This window comes from Desulfoluna sp. CYM3A (assembly GCF_056829965.1).
Genome location: NZ_CP186556.1, coordinates 1,033,822 through 1,049,118 on the forward strand (window position 1 = coordinate 1,033,822; position 15,297 = coordinate 1,049,118).

Below are 15,297 nucleotides of genomic sequence, written 5' to 3' on the forward strand. Positions count from 1 at the left end.
AAAATGGCTATCCAAGATATATTCCAGGCCGTCATCGGCCTTGATGCCGGCAAAGTCGTCAGCGAAGTCAACGGAGAACTCGAGGCAGGGACCAACGCAAACACCATCCTCCAAGAGGGACTCATCAAGGCCATGGATGAAGTCGGTGAGCGCTTTTCCGCCGGGGAGACTTTTGTGCCGGAGATGCTCATGTCCGCCCAGGCCATGAAAACCGGTGTGGAGGTCCTGAAGCCCCATCTCACCGGTGAGGCCGACACAAAAATCGGCACCATTGTCATCGGCTCGGTCCACGGGGACCTGCATGACATCGGGAAAAACCTGGTGTGCATCATGCTGGAAGGCGCGGGCTTCAATGTGGTGGACCTGGGCGTGGATATCACCAAGGAGGCCTTCGTGGAGGCGGCCAAAGAGCACAACGCAGACATCATCGGCCTTTCCACCCTTTTGACCACCACCATGTGCAACGTTGAAGAAACCATCGAAGCGGTCAAAGAGGCCGGTATCCGTGACTCCGTGAAAGTCCTCGTGGGCGGCGCCCCCTTGAGCCAGGAGTACGCCGAAAGCATCGGGGCGGACGCCTTTGCCGCCGATGCCGGAGACGCCGGAAAAGTCGCCCGTCAGCTGGTTCTTCACTAATCCGAATGCTCCAAGGCAATGGCGCATGAAGCTGTTCAGCGCCAAAACGCCTCCGGCGGACCTGCCGAAATAGTTTTGCCTGATTTTGTATCAGGAAAGTTTTTTGCGGAGCTTTTTTTCAAAAAAGCGACCCGCCGGAGGCATAAGCTGAATAGTGACGTTTTTCCTGTTGCGTCCACGCTCTCTCCCCATCCCTTTGGGACAGGCGTGGATGCGGCAGGCCCCCTGTATTTTTAAGCAACATCGCCGGATTGTGTTTCTGGCCCGTACATACATGTTTTTTTCTGATCGGAGGTACCCCATGGACGGCAAGTCCTTGATTCTGAACGCCCTTAACCACAACGATGTCCCCCGCACCCCCTGGGTCCCCTACACCGGTGCCCAGATCGCGAACCTCAAAGGCTATGCCGCAGATGAAATCTTCAAGGACGCAGACAAGCTCGTCGAGTGCCTGCTGGAAGCGGTGGCGCAGTATGCACCGGACGGATTGCCCGTGATGTTCGACCTGCAGGTGGAGGCCGAGATCCTCGGATGCGACCTGAAGTGGTACCCCAACACCCCGCCCACGGTGTGCAGCCACCCCCTTGCCAACGATTTTACCATCCCCACCAGGCGCCTGACCAAAGAAGACGGCCGCATTCCCATCATCATGGAGGCCACCCGACGTCTCAAGGAAGCCCGGCCCGACATCGCCCTCTACGGCCGCTTGCGGCCCCCTGACCCTGGCGTCCCATTTGCGCGGTACCAACATTTTCATGGACATGTACGGCGACGCCGACAAGGTCAAAGAGCTCATCAACTACTGCGAAGAGGTGGTCAGCGAGTATGCCGGGTTCCTGATTGAAGCAGGATGCGAGGCTAAAATTTGTGCCGTGGATCCCCTGGTTTCACAGATCTCCCCGGTCTCTTTCAAGCAGTTCCTGACCGAACCCTATACGGCCTTTTACGACAAACTCAGGACCCAGGGCGTGCCCTCCACCTTTTTTGTGTGCGGCGACGCCACAAAGAGCATCTCCGCCATGTGCGAGACCCGGCCCGATGCCATCGCCATCGATGAAAACGTGGACATCCTGGAAGCCAAGAAGGTCACCGACGAGCACGGTATCCTCATCTCCGGCAACCTCCAGCTCACCATCACCATGCTCTTCGGCACCCAGCAGGACAACCAGAAGGCCGCCATCGAGCTTATGGACGCCCTGGGCACCAAGGACTTCATCCTGGCCCCCGGATGCGACGTGCCCTTCAACGTTCCCCCGGAAAACATCGTGGGGATCGGCATGGCCGTCCACAACAAGGAGGCCACCCGCAAGGCCCTTGAGGCCTATGTGAAAAAAGACGAGCTTCCGGAGATCGAGCTGCCTGACTACGCCAGCCTCGACCACGTCCTCATCGAAGTGGTCACCATCGACTCCAAGACCTGCGCGGCCTGCGAGGGATGGTCCCCGCCTCCGCCAACGACGCCGCCGCTCCCTTCGGCGACAAGGTCAAGGTGGTGGAGCGCTCCATCATGTACCCCGAAAACGTCGCCTTCATGAACCGGGTGGGCCTTGCCAACGCACCGGCCATGCTGGTGAACGGTGAGATCAAGCACGTCTCCCTGATCCCCACCAGCGAGACCCTCGAAGCAGAGATCAACGCCGCCATGAAGTAAGCCCCGGCTTGCCGAAGGCAACCGGAGCGTGACAACGAAAAACCCCGAGGCCCTTTGCGGTTCGGGGTTTTTTTATTGGCCCAAGGCTTGTTTTTGTTGGGGATATTGCTTAAGGAAAAGGCTTGGAAACCATGGTGTGATGCAAGGAGGGATGATGGCTGTAGGATGGGCCCGTGACGGGGCCGTAAACGATCAGATCGATGCCAGTATCGGCGATGAGGTAAAGCGGGTCCGCGAGATGATGCCCACGGGGCCCGGTCTCACCCATTGCGCGTTGTGTGAGGAAGAGATCCCGGAAGCCCGGCGCAAGGCCATACCCGGCGTTACCCTGTGCGTTGCGTGCCAGCAGGAGGAAGAGCGACGCCGGACACGTGCCTCAGCCATCAACCGGCGGGGCAGCAAGGACAGCCAGCTTCGCTGAGGCCAGCTTTCAAGGCGGCTCACCGTGCAGCTACCCCTGGCGCCCGGCATTGAGCCCGTGCTTCTTGAGTTTTCTCACCACGCTGGACTGGTCGATGCCCAGGTGCTGGGCCAGGGCCCGGGTTGTGGGGTGAAGGACCATGGCTTTTTTTAAAAGCTCACGTTCAAAGGCCTCGACCTGGGCTTTCAGGGGTTGTGAGGTGTCGGAAGAGGGCCGTTGCCTGATAAAGGCGGCCACCTGCCCATCCAGGGCCTCGGTTTCCCCAAGCACGACCACCCGTTTGACGATGTTTTTCAGTTCCCGGACATTGCCGGGGAAGGGGTAGCTCCGGAGGCTCTCCACCAGCAGGGGGGAGAGCTTGCATTTGGAGCCGTACCGCTCATTGTAGGCCGCAAGGTAATGCTCGAAGAGGACGGGAATGTCTTCCGGGCGTTCCCGCAGGGGCGGGATGGGGACGCTGAAGGCGTTGATTCGGTAATAAAGGTCTTCACGGAACCGTCCCTTCTTCACATGGGTGGCCAGGTCGCAGTTGGTGGCCGCGATCAGGGTGCAGTCCACTTTGGTCTCCTGGGTCCCGCCCAGGCGCATCACCTGGAAGTCGTCTAAGTACTTCAGCAGCTTTGCCTGGAGTGACAGGGGCATCTCTCCGATTTCATCAAGGAAAATGGTACCGCCGTTGGCCTTCTCCAGGAGGCCTGCCTTGCCCTGGGCCCTGGCTCCGGTGAAGGCACCGCCTTCGTACCCGAAGAGTTCGGCTTCAAGGAGGTTTTCCGGAACAGCAGCGCAGTTGATCTGGACAAAGGGGTGTGATTTTCGTGCGCTTCTCTCATGGATAACGCGTGCCAGGAGCCCCTTGCCTGAACCCGATTCCCCGAGGATCAGGATCCGGGATACCCCTTTGTCTGCGAGGTTGAAACTCTTTTTCAGGGTGCTGCGGTAGGCCTCACTTCGGGCCACGACCTCGCAGCTTCCCACCCGAACCATGGTGGGGTCGTGAAAGGATTCGTTCAACAGCGCGTCAATGGCTTCGGAGTCCGACAGGGGCCGAACCTCACCGGCTCCGTTGACAGGGGTCTCCGTAACCACAATGCGATAGACTTCACCCCGCTCATCCACGTGCGGAATGCCGGTGTTGCGCGTCAGGAGCCCGGTGCGCATGGAACGTGAATTGACAGACGCACGGGTTTTTGTCCGAAAAATGTCATGGGCCACGGATCGGTCGTAAAGCCCGTCTCGAATCAGCTCCAGATAACACTTTCCAATGAGAGACTTCTCGTCAACCCTGCCGTATTTCTCCGCCGTCTTGTTTACGGCGATCACCCGGCCAAACCCATCCCACACCCAGATCCCGTGGGGTGCGGAATTTAAAATGCTTCCCATCACCAATGCCCTCCCCATCAGGATTCGATGCCTATAAACGAGTAATAGAGAAGAAAATAAAGCAAACCATAAGCTGAAATCCTGACTGTGATGCCAAATACATAGCGTGCCGGAGCCCCCAAAGTCAATAACCCGGGTCCCATAAACAAACAGTGGTCACTCATGACCTCCTTCCGGCGGACCTGTGGAGAGTTGCCTCCACGGCCGGGCGTCTTTCCAGAGGGGCTGCCTTTCTTTCGATGCGTTTTTACATTTTCGAAACCGCGAAAATTCTGCAAAACGGTGTTTTTTCACATGTTCGGTGCCGATGCAAAAACCCATCGCCAATGCCGCCTTGCATAACTACTTGTTTTTTCAACCTCTGCGGGAAAAGACGATGGGTTTTCGCATCGCTTTGCCCGCGGCCCCCCCGTGAGAACGGCTTCCAACGCCCTTGATATAGCTCCATTCCTCGTCGAAGTCCCCCTGATGGCACACAAGTTGCTCTTTCACAATGACATCCCAATGTCCGGATCAGTAACAGCCACGGTGTGTGGCACCATGCAAAGGAGTGTACTCAGCCATGCAGAACAGACTTCAGTCCCTTACCGATCAGGAAATCGAGCGCCTTCACCACGCCACCTTGGACGTGCTGGGACGCACCGGCATCGTCTTCAACTCCGAGGAGGCCCTCGAGATCTTTACGGCCCATGGTTTTCAGGTGGAGGGAAGCAAGGTGTTCTTTACGGAGGCCCAGGTCATGAAAGCCCTGGAGACTGCTCCGTCGGAGTTTACCATCCGGGCCAGGAACCCGGAGAAGTCCGTTCGCATCGGCGGCGACCACTTCGTTCTCAGTCCGGGATGGGGCGCTCCCTTTATCATGGATGCCTCCGGCACCCGTCGCAACGCCACCTGGAAGGATTCCACAGATCTCACCAAGCTGGTTCAAACCTCGCCTTTTCTGGACATGACGGCCAGTTCCATTGTCCCTGCCAAGGACCTTCCCCCGGAAACAGCCTCTGCCGAGCAGCTCGCCGCCGCCTTTACCCTGACGGATATGCCCATGACCGGCAACCCCTGCTGCAAGGCCAACGCCCTCATCGCCATGGACATGGGAGCCATTGTGTGGGGAAGCCGGGAGGCGGCAAGTGAAGCCCCCTTTACCATTATCTCGGTGAACCCCACCTCGCCCCTGACCTACGATCCCGACGCAGCCGACGGCCTTATCACCTATGCGCGGGGAGGGCAGGCCCTGCTTATTTCCAGCATGGTCATGGCAGGGGTCAGCGGGCCCATCACCCTTGCAGGGACCGCGGTGATGGAGATGGCCGAGAGTCTTGCGGGCATTGTCCTGGCGCAGCTGGTGAGGCCGGGGACCCCGTGCGTCTGCGGTGGGACCTCCTGCGCCGCAGACCTCAGGTTCTGCAGCGCCAGCATCGGCAGCCCCGAGCTCTTGAAACTCCTGGGCATCGCCACCCAGATGGCCGCCTACTACGGGTTGCCCTGCCGGTACGGGGGCGGCCTCAGCGATGCCCATTTCCCGGACACCCAGGCGGGGATTGAGTCTGCCATGACCATCATGGCCGGGCTGCTCTCCGGGGTCCATTACATGCACCAGGCCTGCGGTATTTTAAACGCCTACACGGCCTTGAGTTACGAGAAATTTATCATGGACGAAGAGATCGGCGGGATGCTCAAACGGGCCATGGCGCCTCTGGACCTGAGCGATGAAGCCCTGGCCCTGGACGCCATCCACCGCATCGGCTCCGGCGGCACCTACATCATGGATCCCATGACGGCCAAGCGTTGCCGCACCGAATTTTTTATTCCCGACGTCGCCGTTCGCACCTCCTATGAAAAGTGGGCTGCCGGAGACAGGGACGCCTTTTTTGAAAATGCCTCCAACCAGGTCCAGAAACGGCTCGAAGCCTACGTCAAGCCCGACATCGACCCGACCATTGAAAATGACTTGAGACAGTACATACACAAAGGAGAGTTTGCCGCATAACTTAACAACTTTCGAACCGGTGCTGGCTTGTGCCGTGAACAAGGCAAGCATCGGCGTTACGGAAGATTCATGAAATATGGGCCAAAGATGTCCCAGATCCATACGGACCTTTGTCCTTCGAAAAGAAACCCTGCCCGATCAGGCATGGCCGGGGCCGCCGTACACGCGGGGCTCTGCCTCCATGCCGGTCTCTTTTCCAGGCACAAAGATCCGGTGTCATCAACCACACAATGAGGAGATACCATGAATCAAGTAGGTCCCCACCCAAACGATGGATTTTTGAGACGGTACTTCGGAAAAGAGCTCGATCCGGCAATTTTCTATATCATCATCGCCCTGACCGTGCCCTTTGTGGTGCTCGGGGCCTTCTGGCCCCAGGCCCTGGCCACGGTGAGCAATACCGCCGTCGGCTTCGTCTTCAAAGCGTTTCAATCCACCTACCTGCTCGGTGTCACCGGTATCCTCCTCTTCTGCATTGCCATCGCCTTTTCTCCTTTCGGCAAGGTCCGGCTGGGCCGGGACGATGAAAAGCCGGAGTTCTCCACCTTCAGCTGGTTCTCCATGCTATTTTCCGCAGGCATGGGCATCGGCCTGATCTTCTGGTCCGTCTCCGAGCCCCTGGTCCACATGGCGGCACCCCCCACGGGCGAGGCCAACACCTTTGCCGCAGCCCGCCTCGGCCTTCGATGCTGCTGCTTTCTTCGCTGGGGATCCACGCCTGGGCCATCTACGCCATCGTGGCCCTTGCCATTGCCTATTTTCAGTACCGAAGGGGCCACGGCGCCATGATCTCCCGGTCCCTGATTCCTCTGATCGGTGAAAAGCACGCCAACGGCATGGCAGGGCGCGTGGTGGATGCCTTTGCCGCCTGGGCCACCATCTTCGGGGTGGTCACCGGCCTTGGCATGGGGGGCATGCAGATGGCCAGCGGCATCAGCTCCCTCACCGGCATTCCCGGCGGAACCAACACCACCACCGTTCTCATTCTTCTGGTGACACTTGCCTTCGTGGTCTCGGCCATCACCGGGGTCTCCAAGGGCATCAAGCACCTGTCCAACCTCAACGTGGTGTTGATGTTTGTCCTCATCGCCTTTTTTGTGGTCTTCGGCCCCACCGCCTACATTTTTAAAGCCCTGTGGATGGGCTTTTCCGATTACATGACCGACCTGCCCAAGCTCTCCTTTGCCACCACCCTTTTCGGAAACGACGGCTGGACCCGCGGCTGGACCGTTTTCTTCTGGGCCTTCTGGATCGCCTGGGCGCCCTTTGTGGGGGCCTTCATCGCCCGGATCTCCCGCGGCCGCACCATCAAGGAGTTCATCCTGGGCGTGGTCATCCTGCCCCCGCTGTTCTCCTTTATCTTTTCCGCGGCCCTCGGGGGCACCACCCTGCACCTGCAGTTTGTTCAGGACATCAACGTCAGCGAGGTGATCAACCAGGACCTGGCCATGGCCCTTTTCGAGACCCTGAGACACCTGCCGCTTTTTCACATCATGACCGGCGTCGCCCTGATCCTGATTTTTTCCTTTCTCATCACCTCCTGCGATTCAGCCACCTACGTTGCCGCGCGTTTTGCCACCAGCGGCGTGGACGTGGAAGATCCCAAGGCCGGGTACTGGCTCACCGTCACCTTCGGGGTGATCCTCAAGCTTCTACACCGTGGTCTTCAACTACTCCGGCGGCCTCAAGGGGCTGCAGACCGCTACCATCGTTGGCTCCGTGCCTTACTTCATGATCATGGTCCTGAGCATCGTGGCCCTGGTGAAAGACCTGATCCAGAACGAACTTCCGGCTCTTAAGGAAGCCAAGGCGCTTGAAACCGATAACGCATGATTCGGCAGGTGCCCGGCACCACCGAACCAACCCATGGTCCCATGGAGCGAGCGGAAGGGCTCCGTGGAGCCCTTCCGCCCCTGCCGGGAGGCGGCATACCACAACCACTGAGAAGGAGTACGCAATGACTGATTACACACCGGTTCTGGACATGATGCTCTCAGGGGACGGGGACAAACTCGTGGCCCTGGTCAAAGAGATGCTTGATGGCGGGATGCCGGCACACGAGGTTCTCAACAAGGGGCTCATCGCCGGCATGGACGTGATCGGGGGCAAGATGGAGACCGGGGAGATGTTCATCCCCGAAGTGATCATGAGCGCCCAGGCCATGGGCTGCGCGGTGGAGATCCTGAAGCCCCTGCTCTCCGAGGAGGACACTACGGCCGCCGGGACCATTGTCCTGGGCACGGTCAAGGGCGACCTCCACGATATCGGCAAAAACCTGGTGCACATGATGCTGGAAAGCGCCGGGTTCAATATTATTGAAATGGGTGTGGATGTGGCCCCGGAATCCTTTGTCGAAGCGGCCAAGGAACACAACGCAGACATCGTGGCCCTCTCCGCTTTGCTACGTCACCGCCAGTGCCCATGATGCGCCAGACCGTTCAGACCTTCGAAGAGTCCGGCTTCCGGGATAAGGTCAAGATCCTGGTGGGTGGTGCCCCGGTAAACCAGGAGTTTGCCGATGAAATCGGCGCCGACGGGTACGCCCCGGATGCAGGCTCCGCCACAAAGCTGGCCAAATCCGTCATGGCCGCCGGGTGATTTCCCGGGCCCCGGGTATGCACATGCTCCGGGGCTCTGCCCGTGAACATGCCTTGCAACCGGAACGTTTTTACGGCGTTTTATTTCAAAAAGAGACCCAGCCGGAGGCTGTTTCCCACTCAATAAATCCATCCACCCTTGATATGGCATACCACCAGGAGGCCCTCACATGTTTACCGTCATCGGAGAGAGAATCAACACCACCCTGAAAAACGTAAAGGCCGCCGTTGCCGACCGGGACGCCGATTACATCATAGAGGACGTGAGGCAGCAGGAGGCCTGTGGGGCCACCTGCATCGATGTCAACGCCGGGGCCCGCATCGGCCACGAAGAGGAGGACATGCGCTGGCTCATGGACGTGGTGCAGCAGGCCACCTCTCTTCCCCTGTGTCTGGACAGCCCGGACCCCGCGGTTTTGGAGATGGCCTACGGCCTGGCCGAGAAAAAGCCCATGATCAATTCCATCAGCCTGGAGAAGGACCGGTTCGACCCCATGATCTCGTTTCTTAGAGGCAAGGAGTGCAGCATCATCGCTTTGTGCATGGATGACTCGGGCATGCCCCGCACCGTAGCCGACATTGTGGATCGGGCCACAACCCTCGTGTCCGAGCTGGAGGCCATCGGTATGGCAAGGGACGATATTTTTATCGATCCCCTGATTCAGCCCATGAGCGTCGATGTGAACAACGGCACCATGGCCTTGGACGCCGTGGCGACCATCATGACCGACCTTGAGGGGGTACACACCACAGGGGGCCTCTCCAACATCTCCTTCGGCCTGCCCCAGCGCCGCATGGTCAACCGGAACTTTCTGGCCATGATGATGGCCCGCGGGTTTGACTCGGCCATCATGGACCCCCTGGATACCGAGCTCATGGCGGTGCTGGCCACCTGCGAGATGCTCAGGGGCAACGACACCTTCTGCATGAACTATCTCAAAGGGACCCGCTCGGGCAAGATCAAGGCCTGATCCGAATCGTCGAGCCAGAAAAGTGTATACAAAGCCTTCGCCCGCACGGGTGCTGCATAAAGAACGCAGCCCGTGACGGCGAAGGCTTTTTGGGTTGGTCGGTAAAGGGAAGGGGGGGGCGGGCACAGTCGGCTTGCAGGGGCGATGGGTTTTTGCATCGTCAACACCCTTGGCTCAAAGGGCGTTTGGTTGTGAAAGTTTGATGCGTTTTTGCATGCTGTCTTTTGTTCCCTGCGCCTGATCGGCTGTGGTGATGTGAACTCCAACCTGCCAAATTGAAAGGGCTTTCAGCTGTCTGGTGCCCACAGCACACGCAGGCAGTGAGGGCCAAGGCTTGCACAAATGCATCGGTGGTTTTGATCTTGGTTGGGGCTGGTGTTGTAAGGGGTTGATATTTTGACGATATATGATGGGTAAGGTCCGTGGCACGTCCCGTGCATATTACCTTGAGGTATCACGCACCGGGACCACGGGCTGCTGCCATTATCGACTAAGGCGTGGCGGCTTTTCTTTGCCCGCGGACCATCTCCGGTGTACTCGGCACCATGGGGGTGCCACCTACGTTCAATCCACGTTCCGTATGGCTCCGGCATCACAAAAAGCGGCCGGCGTCCCGGGGCACCACAGACGGCAGCCTTCCCCGACTATCCTTTAGCGGCAGCCGATGAACACGAATCCCCGGCGAGCTCCCCTGGCCGCCGGGGATTCACCCGGCATTGCGGCATCCCGGCATCTGCCCGTTGTGCCGCACCTTACCAATCAAAGGAACGACCGGCGTCACCCCGGTGTGACGCCTGTAACGCGCACCATCAGACAAGGAGTAAAAGATGACCAAAATCATGAGAACTTCCGCACTGACCTGCCGCCATATCGACCTGGGAGGCAGCCTCCAGGAATATATCCGCATGGCCGTTCCCATGTCTTACAGCACCGATCCCCAAGATGAGCACAACGCGGTGCGCACCAAGGCGGGCATGTACGATCTGACCGCGTTCCTTAAGTTTTACGTCAGGGGAAAAGACGCCGTCAAAGCACTGAACCATGCCATGACCCACGACATGACCAGGCTGAAGCCCGGCACCTCCAAATACGGCCCCTTCCTCCGGGATGACGGGACCATTTGTGACGACGGCATCGCCTTTAACATGGGCAACGATGAGTATCTGGTCTGGCACGGTGACGGGTGCGCCCGCAAGATGGTGGAGGCCTCCTGTGAGGGCTTGGACGCCGAGGTGGATGTGGATGATGCCGTTCACCTGGTTTCGGTCCAGGGCCCCATGGCCCATGAGTTTCTCAACGAATACACCCCCATGGACCTTCCCGCCCTGAAATACTTCAACCATCAGGAGACCGAGCTCTTCGGCTGCCCCTGCGTCATCTCCCGCACGGGCTTCTCCGGCGAGCGCGGGTATGAGATTTTTGCCCGCCCCGACACCATCTGCACCATCTGGGACAACCTCTACGAAAAGGGACAGGACCTGGGGATCATTCCCTGCTCCCTCTCCAGTATTTTTACCCTCCGCATCGAAGCGGGCCTTGTCTGGCGAAGGTTTGACCTCATGGAGAAGACCCCCTGGGAAGTGGGGCTGGGCTGGGTGATCCATCCTGAAAAAGAGGCCGACTACCGTGGCAAAGAGGCCGTGCTGGCAGCCAAGGGAAAAGAGCGCTTCCTTCTGTGTGGCATTGAAGCGGATATCGATGAAGCCCTTGAAGGCGGCGAAACGTTGCTGGTGGACGGCCAGGAGGCGGGAAGCGTCAACGGCAAGCCGGCTTACTCCGTGAACCTGAACAAATCCCTGGCCTTCTGCTGCCTGAAACCCGAATGTTCGGCCGTTGGCACCAGGGTGGAGATCGTTGGAGAAAAGGGTGCCTGCACCGGTACGGTGGTGGCCTTCCCCGTCTACGATCCCAAGAAGGAGCGGGTAAAAGCCAAATAACCGGCAGCAAATCCCCCATGGGTTCTGAAAACTGACCAACACGTGCCGTTCGGTGTTCCGAGGGGCACGTGTTTTTTGTGAGGTCAGCGAATGTGCTTTGGGCGTTTTTGTGGGCTAAACTGTTTTAACCCACTATATCAATGTGATACTATGCCTTCAGTGCTGCACGGCTTCCGTCCGGTAACAGGTCATATGCAACCCGTTCGGAGGGCTCCGGGGCCGTCAGCTTTTCTTCACTGCCATGCCGTGTCCGGGGACGCCCTGTGACCGACCCCGACCACCCGGGTTCTTACCGGTTTCATACAAAAAACGTTTCCCGCTTCTAAAGCTCCTCTCAGGGAGGCAAGGCCTCCCGTCCATTTAATCCTCTGATCTGCCCATATGGGATTCGCGCTACATAAACCCAGGCTTCTCTGCTGGGACCTTCCACCGCTTTTTTTGCTTCTTTCGACGGATGATGATGCACAAATCATGGAACAATAACCATGCGTGTCCAACCAACAGCCTTAAAGGAGACGGATCATGAGCGACGCCAGCAAGTGCCCGGTGACGGGCAAAACCGGCAGCCCGGCTGCGGGCAGAGGAACATCCAACAAGGATTGGTGGCCGAATCAGCTGAATCTGAAGATGCTTCATCAGAATTCTCATCTGGTCAATCCCATGGGCGAGGCGTTTAACTACGCCGAAGAGTTCAAGGCACTGGACCTTGCGGCAGTGAAACAAGACCTCTACGCGTTGATGACCGACTCCAAGGGGTGGTGGCCTGCGGATTACGGCCATTACGGCGGTCTTTTCATCCGCATGGCCTGGCACAGCGCAGGGACCTACCGCACCGGAGACGGCCGCGGCGGGGCAGGTACCGGGAACCAGCGCCTGGCACCCATCAACAGCTGGCCGGACAACGTGAACCTGGACAAGGCTCGTCGTCTGCTCTGGCCCGTCAAGCAGAAGTACGGCAGGAAGCTCTCCTGGGCGGACCTCATGATTCTGGCAGGCAACTGCGCCTTAGAGTCCATGGGGTTTAAGACCTTTGGTTTTGGCGGCGGGCGCGAGGATGTGTGGGAACCGGAAGAAGATATTTACTGGGGCACCGAGACCGAGTGGCTCGGCGATACCCGCTACAGCGGTGAGCGGAATCTGGAAAACCCCCTTGCCGCCGTCCAGATGGGCCTGATCTACGTCAACCCCGAAGGGCCCAACGGCGAGCCCAATGCCGTGGCTTCCGGCCACGATGTGCGCGAGACCTTTGCGCGCATGGCCATGAACGATGAAGAGACCGTCGCCCTGGTGGCGGGCGGCCACACCTTTGGCAAGTGCCACGGCGCGGGCAGCCCCACCCATGTGGGGCCGGAACCCGAAGGCGCGGGTATTCAAGAACAGGGTCTCGGCTGGAAGAGCGGGTTCAAGAGCGGGCACGGGGACGACACCATCAGCAGCGGCATCGAAGGGGCGTGGACCCCGAAACCCACTCAGTGGGACATGGGGTATTTTGACATGCTCTTCGGCTATGACTGGAACCTGGAAAAACTAAAAGCCCTGCCGGTGCCTGGCAGTGGGTACCGGTCAACCCCGATGAAAAGGACTTGGCCCCGTCAGCCCATGATGCGTCAAAGCAGGTGACGACCATCATGACAACCGCCGACCTTTCCCTTCGCATGGACCCTATCTACGAGCCCATTGCCCGGCGGTTCCACAAAGACCCGGAGGCCTTTGCCGACGCCTTTGCCAGGGCCTGGTTCAAGCTGACCCACCGGGACATGGGGCCCCGCTCCCGCTATCTGGGTCCTGAGGTCCCGGAAGAGGCCCTTATCTGGCAGGACCCGGTGCCTGACGTAGACCATGAGCTCATCGACGATCGGGATATCGAGGCCCTCAAGGGCAAGATCCTGGCCTCGGGTTTGTCGATTTCCCAGCTTGTGACAACGGCCTGGGCCTCTGCGTCCACGTTCCGGGGCTCGGACAAGCGCGGCGGGGCCAACGGTGCTCGGATTCGCCTTGCGCCCCAGAAGGACTGGGCGGTCAATGAGCCCATTGCGCTGAAGGGGGTGTTGGACACCCTGGAGGAGGTCCGGCAGGCGTTTATCCAGTCCGGCGGTAAAAAGGTGTCTCTTGCCGATGTGATCGTGCTGGGGGGCTGCGCCGGTATCGAGCAGGCAGTCAGGAAAACCGGTTATGAGATTGTCGTTCCCTTTTCTCCCGGACGCACGGACGCTTCCCCGGAGCAGACCGACGTGGCATCGTTTTCGGTGCTGGAGCCGGTTGCCGACGGGTTCCGCAATTATCTTAAAGGTAAATTTTCCGTGCGGGCCGAAGAGCTGCTGGTGGACCGGGCCCAACTGCTTACCCTCACCGCCCCGGAGATGACGGTGCTCGTGGGCGGTCTCAGGGTTCTGGGGGCCAACACGGGCCAATCCTCCCACGGCGTCTTTACCCATCGGCCTGGGGCCCTCACCAACGATTTCTTCGTGAACCTGCTGGACATGGGCACCGAGTGGAAGCCCACCTCCGACGACGCCGATGTGTTCGACGGCGTGGACCGGGAAACCGGAGAGCGGAAATGGACGGGCACCCGGGTTGATCTCGTCTTCGGGTCCAACTCCCAGCTTCGGGCCATCTCCGAGGTGTACGGGTGCGTGGACTCCCAGGAGAGGTTCCTGAACGACTTTGTGGCTGCATGGGACAAGGTCATGAACTTGGATCGCTTTGACCTTGCCTGAATTGAGGCGCGGGGAAACCAGGGTGAAGGCGGCCTGTAATCGCCCTTTGCATCGTCCCTTCCGGTGTTCGGCATACCCTTTGCCGCACATGGGAAGGGGCACCGGGCTGGGGGCGTTGAACGCCCTGGTCCACAACAGAGCGGCATCTGCGTGACGTTGGTCAATGTCGCCATCACATCCGTTTGACCGGGAGAATACCTATGAAAAGACGCATGGTTCGATGCCTTGTGGTCTCTTTCTCTGTGTGTGCGCTGCTTTTGTCGAGTGCCTTGGTTGCGGTTGCCGAGCAGGCGAAACGGGAAAACGCCAGTAACCCCCTTGCAAAGGTCAAGAACACCGATCTGAGGTGGCAGTACCTGGACCTGGACAGCGGTCACGTGAATGATTTCTCCATTGACGGCGCGTTCATGGCCCACGAGAAGGTGAAGATCAAGTACGAACTCCACTACTGGGAGACCAACGTGACCGGAAGCAGCGAGAAGGATTTCGAGTCCGCCCTGGTGAAGGGAATCTTTTTTCCGTCGGAAGGGATCTGGGGGGATTTGAAGTATCGCATTGCCTTTGGCTTTGACTGGATCGTGGACCTGGGAGATCTGGACAAAGGCATCGGCACAGGGGCCGATCAGATCGGTCCCTTTGCCGGCATCGCTTTGGGCTTCCAGAGCGGCACCATGTTGATTCCCCTGGTCCAGCACTATCTCAGCTACAGTGGGGAAGACGTGAACACCACGGCCTTCCGTGTGATCGTGTTGAGGCCATTGCCCAAACAGGTATGGGTCAAGCTGGATGCCAAGGTCCCTGTGGACTGGGAAAATGATGAAGCCATCCCGGCAAATGCGGAATTGCAGTTCGGCAAGCACATCAATGAAAGGATTGCCCTGTACCTGGATGGCCTTGTGGGGGTCGGGGGCGACAAGCCCTATAACTGGGGGGTGGGAACAGGCTTGCGATTCAAGTATTGAGATCCCATGAATAGTTACTTTTCTTTGTTTGCGGGCCC

General features: G+C 59.0%; 14 protein-coding genes and 1 pseudogene. 14 read left to right on the top strand and 1 reads right to left on the bottom strand.

The window, feature by feature from the left end:
- The first annotated feature begins 3 nt into the window (after positions 1-3).
- The 5 genes from ACOYW1_RS05510 (at position 4) to ACOYW1_RS05530 (ending at position 2,708) form a co-directional block, all read left to right on the top strand.
- Positions 4-636 carry a corrinoid protein gene (locus ACOYW1_RS05510; RefSeq protein WP_482421980.1) on the top strand — a complete coding sequence of 211 codons (633 nt, stop codon included), beginning with the start codon at positions 4-6 and terminating at the stop codon, positions 634-636.
- 301 nt (positions 637-937) lie between these two features.
- A complete protein-coding gene (locus ACOYW1_RS05515; RefSeq protein WP_482421981.1) occupies positions 938-1,480 on the top strand; it encodes a uroporphyrinogen decarboxylase family protein in 543 nt (180 codons plus the stop codon).
- Positions 1,371-2,171, top strand: a complete 801-nt coding sequence (locus tag ACOYW1_RS05520) for a uroporphyrinogen decarboxylase family protein (protein ID WP_482421982.1) — start codon at positions 1,371-1,373, stop codon at positions 2,169-2,171. Before ACOYW1_RS05515 ends, ACOYW1_RS05520 begins: the two co-directional genes overlap by 110 nt.
- Positions 2,144-2,287: a hypothetical protein gene (locus ACOYW1_RS05525; protein ID WP_482421983.1), complete on the top strand. Its 144-nt coding sequence runs from the start codon at positions 2,144-2,146 to the stop codon at positions 2,285-2,287. The genes ACOYW1_RS05520 and ACOYW1_RS05525 overlap by 28 nt, the downstream gene beginning before the upstream one ends.
- 154 nt (positions 2,288-2,441) lie before the next feature.
- Entirely contained in the window at positions 2,442-2,708 is a 267-nt protein-coding gene (locus ACOYW1_RS05530) for a DksA/TraR family C4-type zinc finger protein (RefSeq protein ID WP_482421984.1), read from the top strand.
- A 30-nt stretch (positions 2,709-2,738) separates the two neighbouring features.
- On the opposite strand, the gene ACOYW1_RS05535 is transcribed toward ACOYW1_RS05530, so the two are convergent.
- Positions 2,739-4,088 carry a sigma-54 interaction domain-containing protein gene (locus ACOYW1_RS05535; protein ID WP_482421985.1) on the bottom strand — a complete coding sequence of 450 codons (1,350 nt, stop codon included), beginning with the start codon at positions 4,086-4,088 and terminating at the stop codon, positions 2,739-2,741.
- 562 nt (positions 4,089-4,650) lie between these two features.
- Between ACOYW1_RS05535 and ACOYW1_RS05540 the strand changes: the two genes are divergently transcribed.
- The 9 genes and pseudogenes from ACOYW1_RS05540 (at position 4,651) to ACOYW1_RS05580 (ending at position 15,259) form a co-directional block, all read left to right on the top strand.
- The gene (locus tag ACOYW1_RS05540) at positions 4,651-6,075 is read left to right on the top strand and encodes a trimethylamine methyltransferase family protein (protein WP_482421986.1); all 1,425 of its coding nucleotides are present in this window, start codon (positions 4,651-4,653) and stop codon (positions 6,073-6,075) included.
- Between the two features lie 243 nt (positions 6,076-6,318).
- Positions 6,319-7,874, top strand: a pseudogene (locus ACOYW1_RS05545) (BCCT family transporter).
- Positions 7,875-8,032: 158 nt separating this feature from the next.
- Positions 8,033-8,500, top strand: a complete 468-nt coding sequence (locus tag ACOYW1_RS05550) for a B12-binding domain-containing protein (RefSeq protein ID WP_482421987.1) — start codon at positions 8,033-8,035, stop codon at positions 8,498-8,500.
- On the top strand, positions 8,497-8,673 hold the full coding sequence (locus ACOYW1_RS05555; RefSeq protein ID WP_482421988.1) for a cobalamin B12-binding domain-containing protein: 177 nt from the start codon (positions 8,497-8,499) through the stop codon (positions 8,671-8,673). The genes ACOYW1_RS05550 and ACOYW1_RS05555 overlap by 4 nt, the downstream gene beginning before the upstream one ends.
- 169 nt (positions 8,674-8,842) lie before the next feature.
- Positions 8,843-9,643, top strand: coding sequence for a dihydropteroate synthase (locus tag ACOYW1_RS05560; protein ID WP_482421989.1), 801 nt, complete (start codon positions 8,843-8,845; stop codon positions 9,641-9,643).
- Between the two features lie 827 nt (positions 9,644-10,470).
- On the top strand, positions 10,471-11,580 hold the full coding sequence (locus tag ACOYW1_RS05565; protein WP_482421990.1) for an aminomethyl transferase family protein: 1,110 nt from the start codon (positions 10,471-10,473) through the stop codon (positions 11,578-11,580).
- A 522-nt stretch (positions 11,581-12,102) separates the two neighbouring features.
- Entirely contained in the window at positions 12,103-13,200 is a 1,098-nt protein-coding gene (locus ACOYW1_RS05570) for a peroxidase family protein (protein WP_482421991.1), read from the top strand.
- 8 nt (positions 13,201-13,208) lie between these two features.
- On the top strand, positions 13,209-14,297 hold the full coding sequence (locus ACOYW1_RS05575; protein ID WP_482421992.1) for a peroxidase family protein: 1,089 nt from the start codon (positions 13,209-13,211) through the stop codon (positions 14,295-14,297).
- A gap of 200 nt (positions 14,298-14,497) precedes the next feature.
- Positions 14,498-15,259 (top strand): hypothetical protein, encoded by a 762-nt coding sequence (locus ACOYW1_RS05580; protein ID WP_482421993.1) that lies wholly within the window; start codon positions 14,498-14,500, stop codon positions 15,257-15,259.
- Positions 15,260-15,297: the final 38 nt, after the last annotated feature.

Excerpts from the sequence above, each read along its gene's own strand:
- ACOYW1_RS05510 (WP_482421980.1), top strand. The coding sequence starts at position 4 with ATGGCTATCCAAGATATATTCCAGGCCGTCATCGGCCTTGATGCCGGC.
- ACOYW1_RS05515 (WP_482421981.1), top strand. The coding sequence starts at position 938 with ATGGACGGCAAGTCCTTGATTCTGAACGCCCTTAACCACAACGATGTC.
- ACOYW1_RS05525 (WP_482421983.1), top strand. The coding sequence starts at position 2,144 with ATGTACCCCGAAAACGTCGCCTTCATGAACCGGGTGGGCCTTGCCAAC.
- ACOYW1_RS05530 (WP_482421984.1), top strand. The coding sequence starts at position 2,442 with ATGGCTGTAGGATGGGCCCGTGACGGGGCCGTAAACGATCAGATCGAT.
- ACOYW1_RS05535 (WP_482421985.1), bottom strand. The coding sequence starts at position 4,088 with ATGGGAAGCATTTTAAATTCCGCACCCCACGGGATCTGGGTGTGGGAT.
- ACOYW1_RS05540 (WP_482421986.1), top strand. The coding sequence starts at position 4,651 with ATGCAGAACAGACTTCAGTCCCTTACCGATCAGGAAATCGAGCGCCTT.
- ACOYW1_RS05550 (WP_482421987.1), top strand. The coding sequence starts at position 8,033 with ATGACTGATTACACACCGGTTCTGGACATGATGCTCTCAGGGGACGGG.
- ACOYW1_RS05555 (WP_482421988.1), top strand. The coding sequence starts at position 8,497 with ATGATGCGCCAGACCGTTCAGACCTTCGAAGAGTCCGGCTTCCGGGAT.
- ACOYW1_RS05560 (WP_482421989.1), top strand. The coding sequence starts at position 8,843 with ATGTTTACCGTCATCGGAGAGAGAATCAACACCACCCTGAAAAACGTA.
- ACOYW1_RS05565 (WP_482421990.1), top strand. The coding sequence starts at position 10,471 with ATGACCAAAATCATGAGAACTTCCGCACTGACCTGCCGCCATATCGAC.
- ACOYW1_RS05570 (WP_482421991.1), top strand. The coding sequence starts at position 12,103 with ATGAGCGACGCCAGCAAGTGCCCGGTGACGGGCAAAACCGGCAGCCCG.
- ACOYW1_RS05575 (WP_482421992.1), top strand. The coding sequence starts at position 13,209 with ATGACAACCGCCGACCTTTCCCTTCGCATGGACCCTATCTACGAGCCC.
- ACOYW1_RS05580 (WP_482421993.1), top strand. The coding sequence starts at position 14,498 with ATGAAAAGACGCATGGTTCGATGCCTTGTGGTCTCTTTCTCTGTGTGT.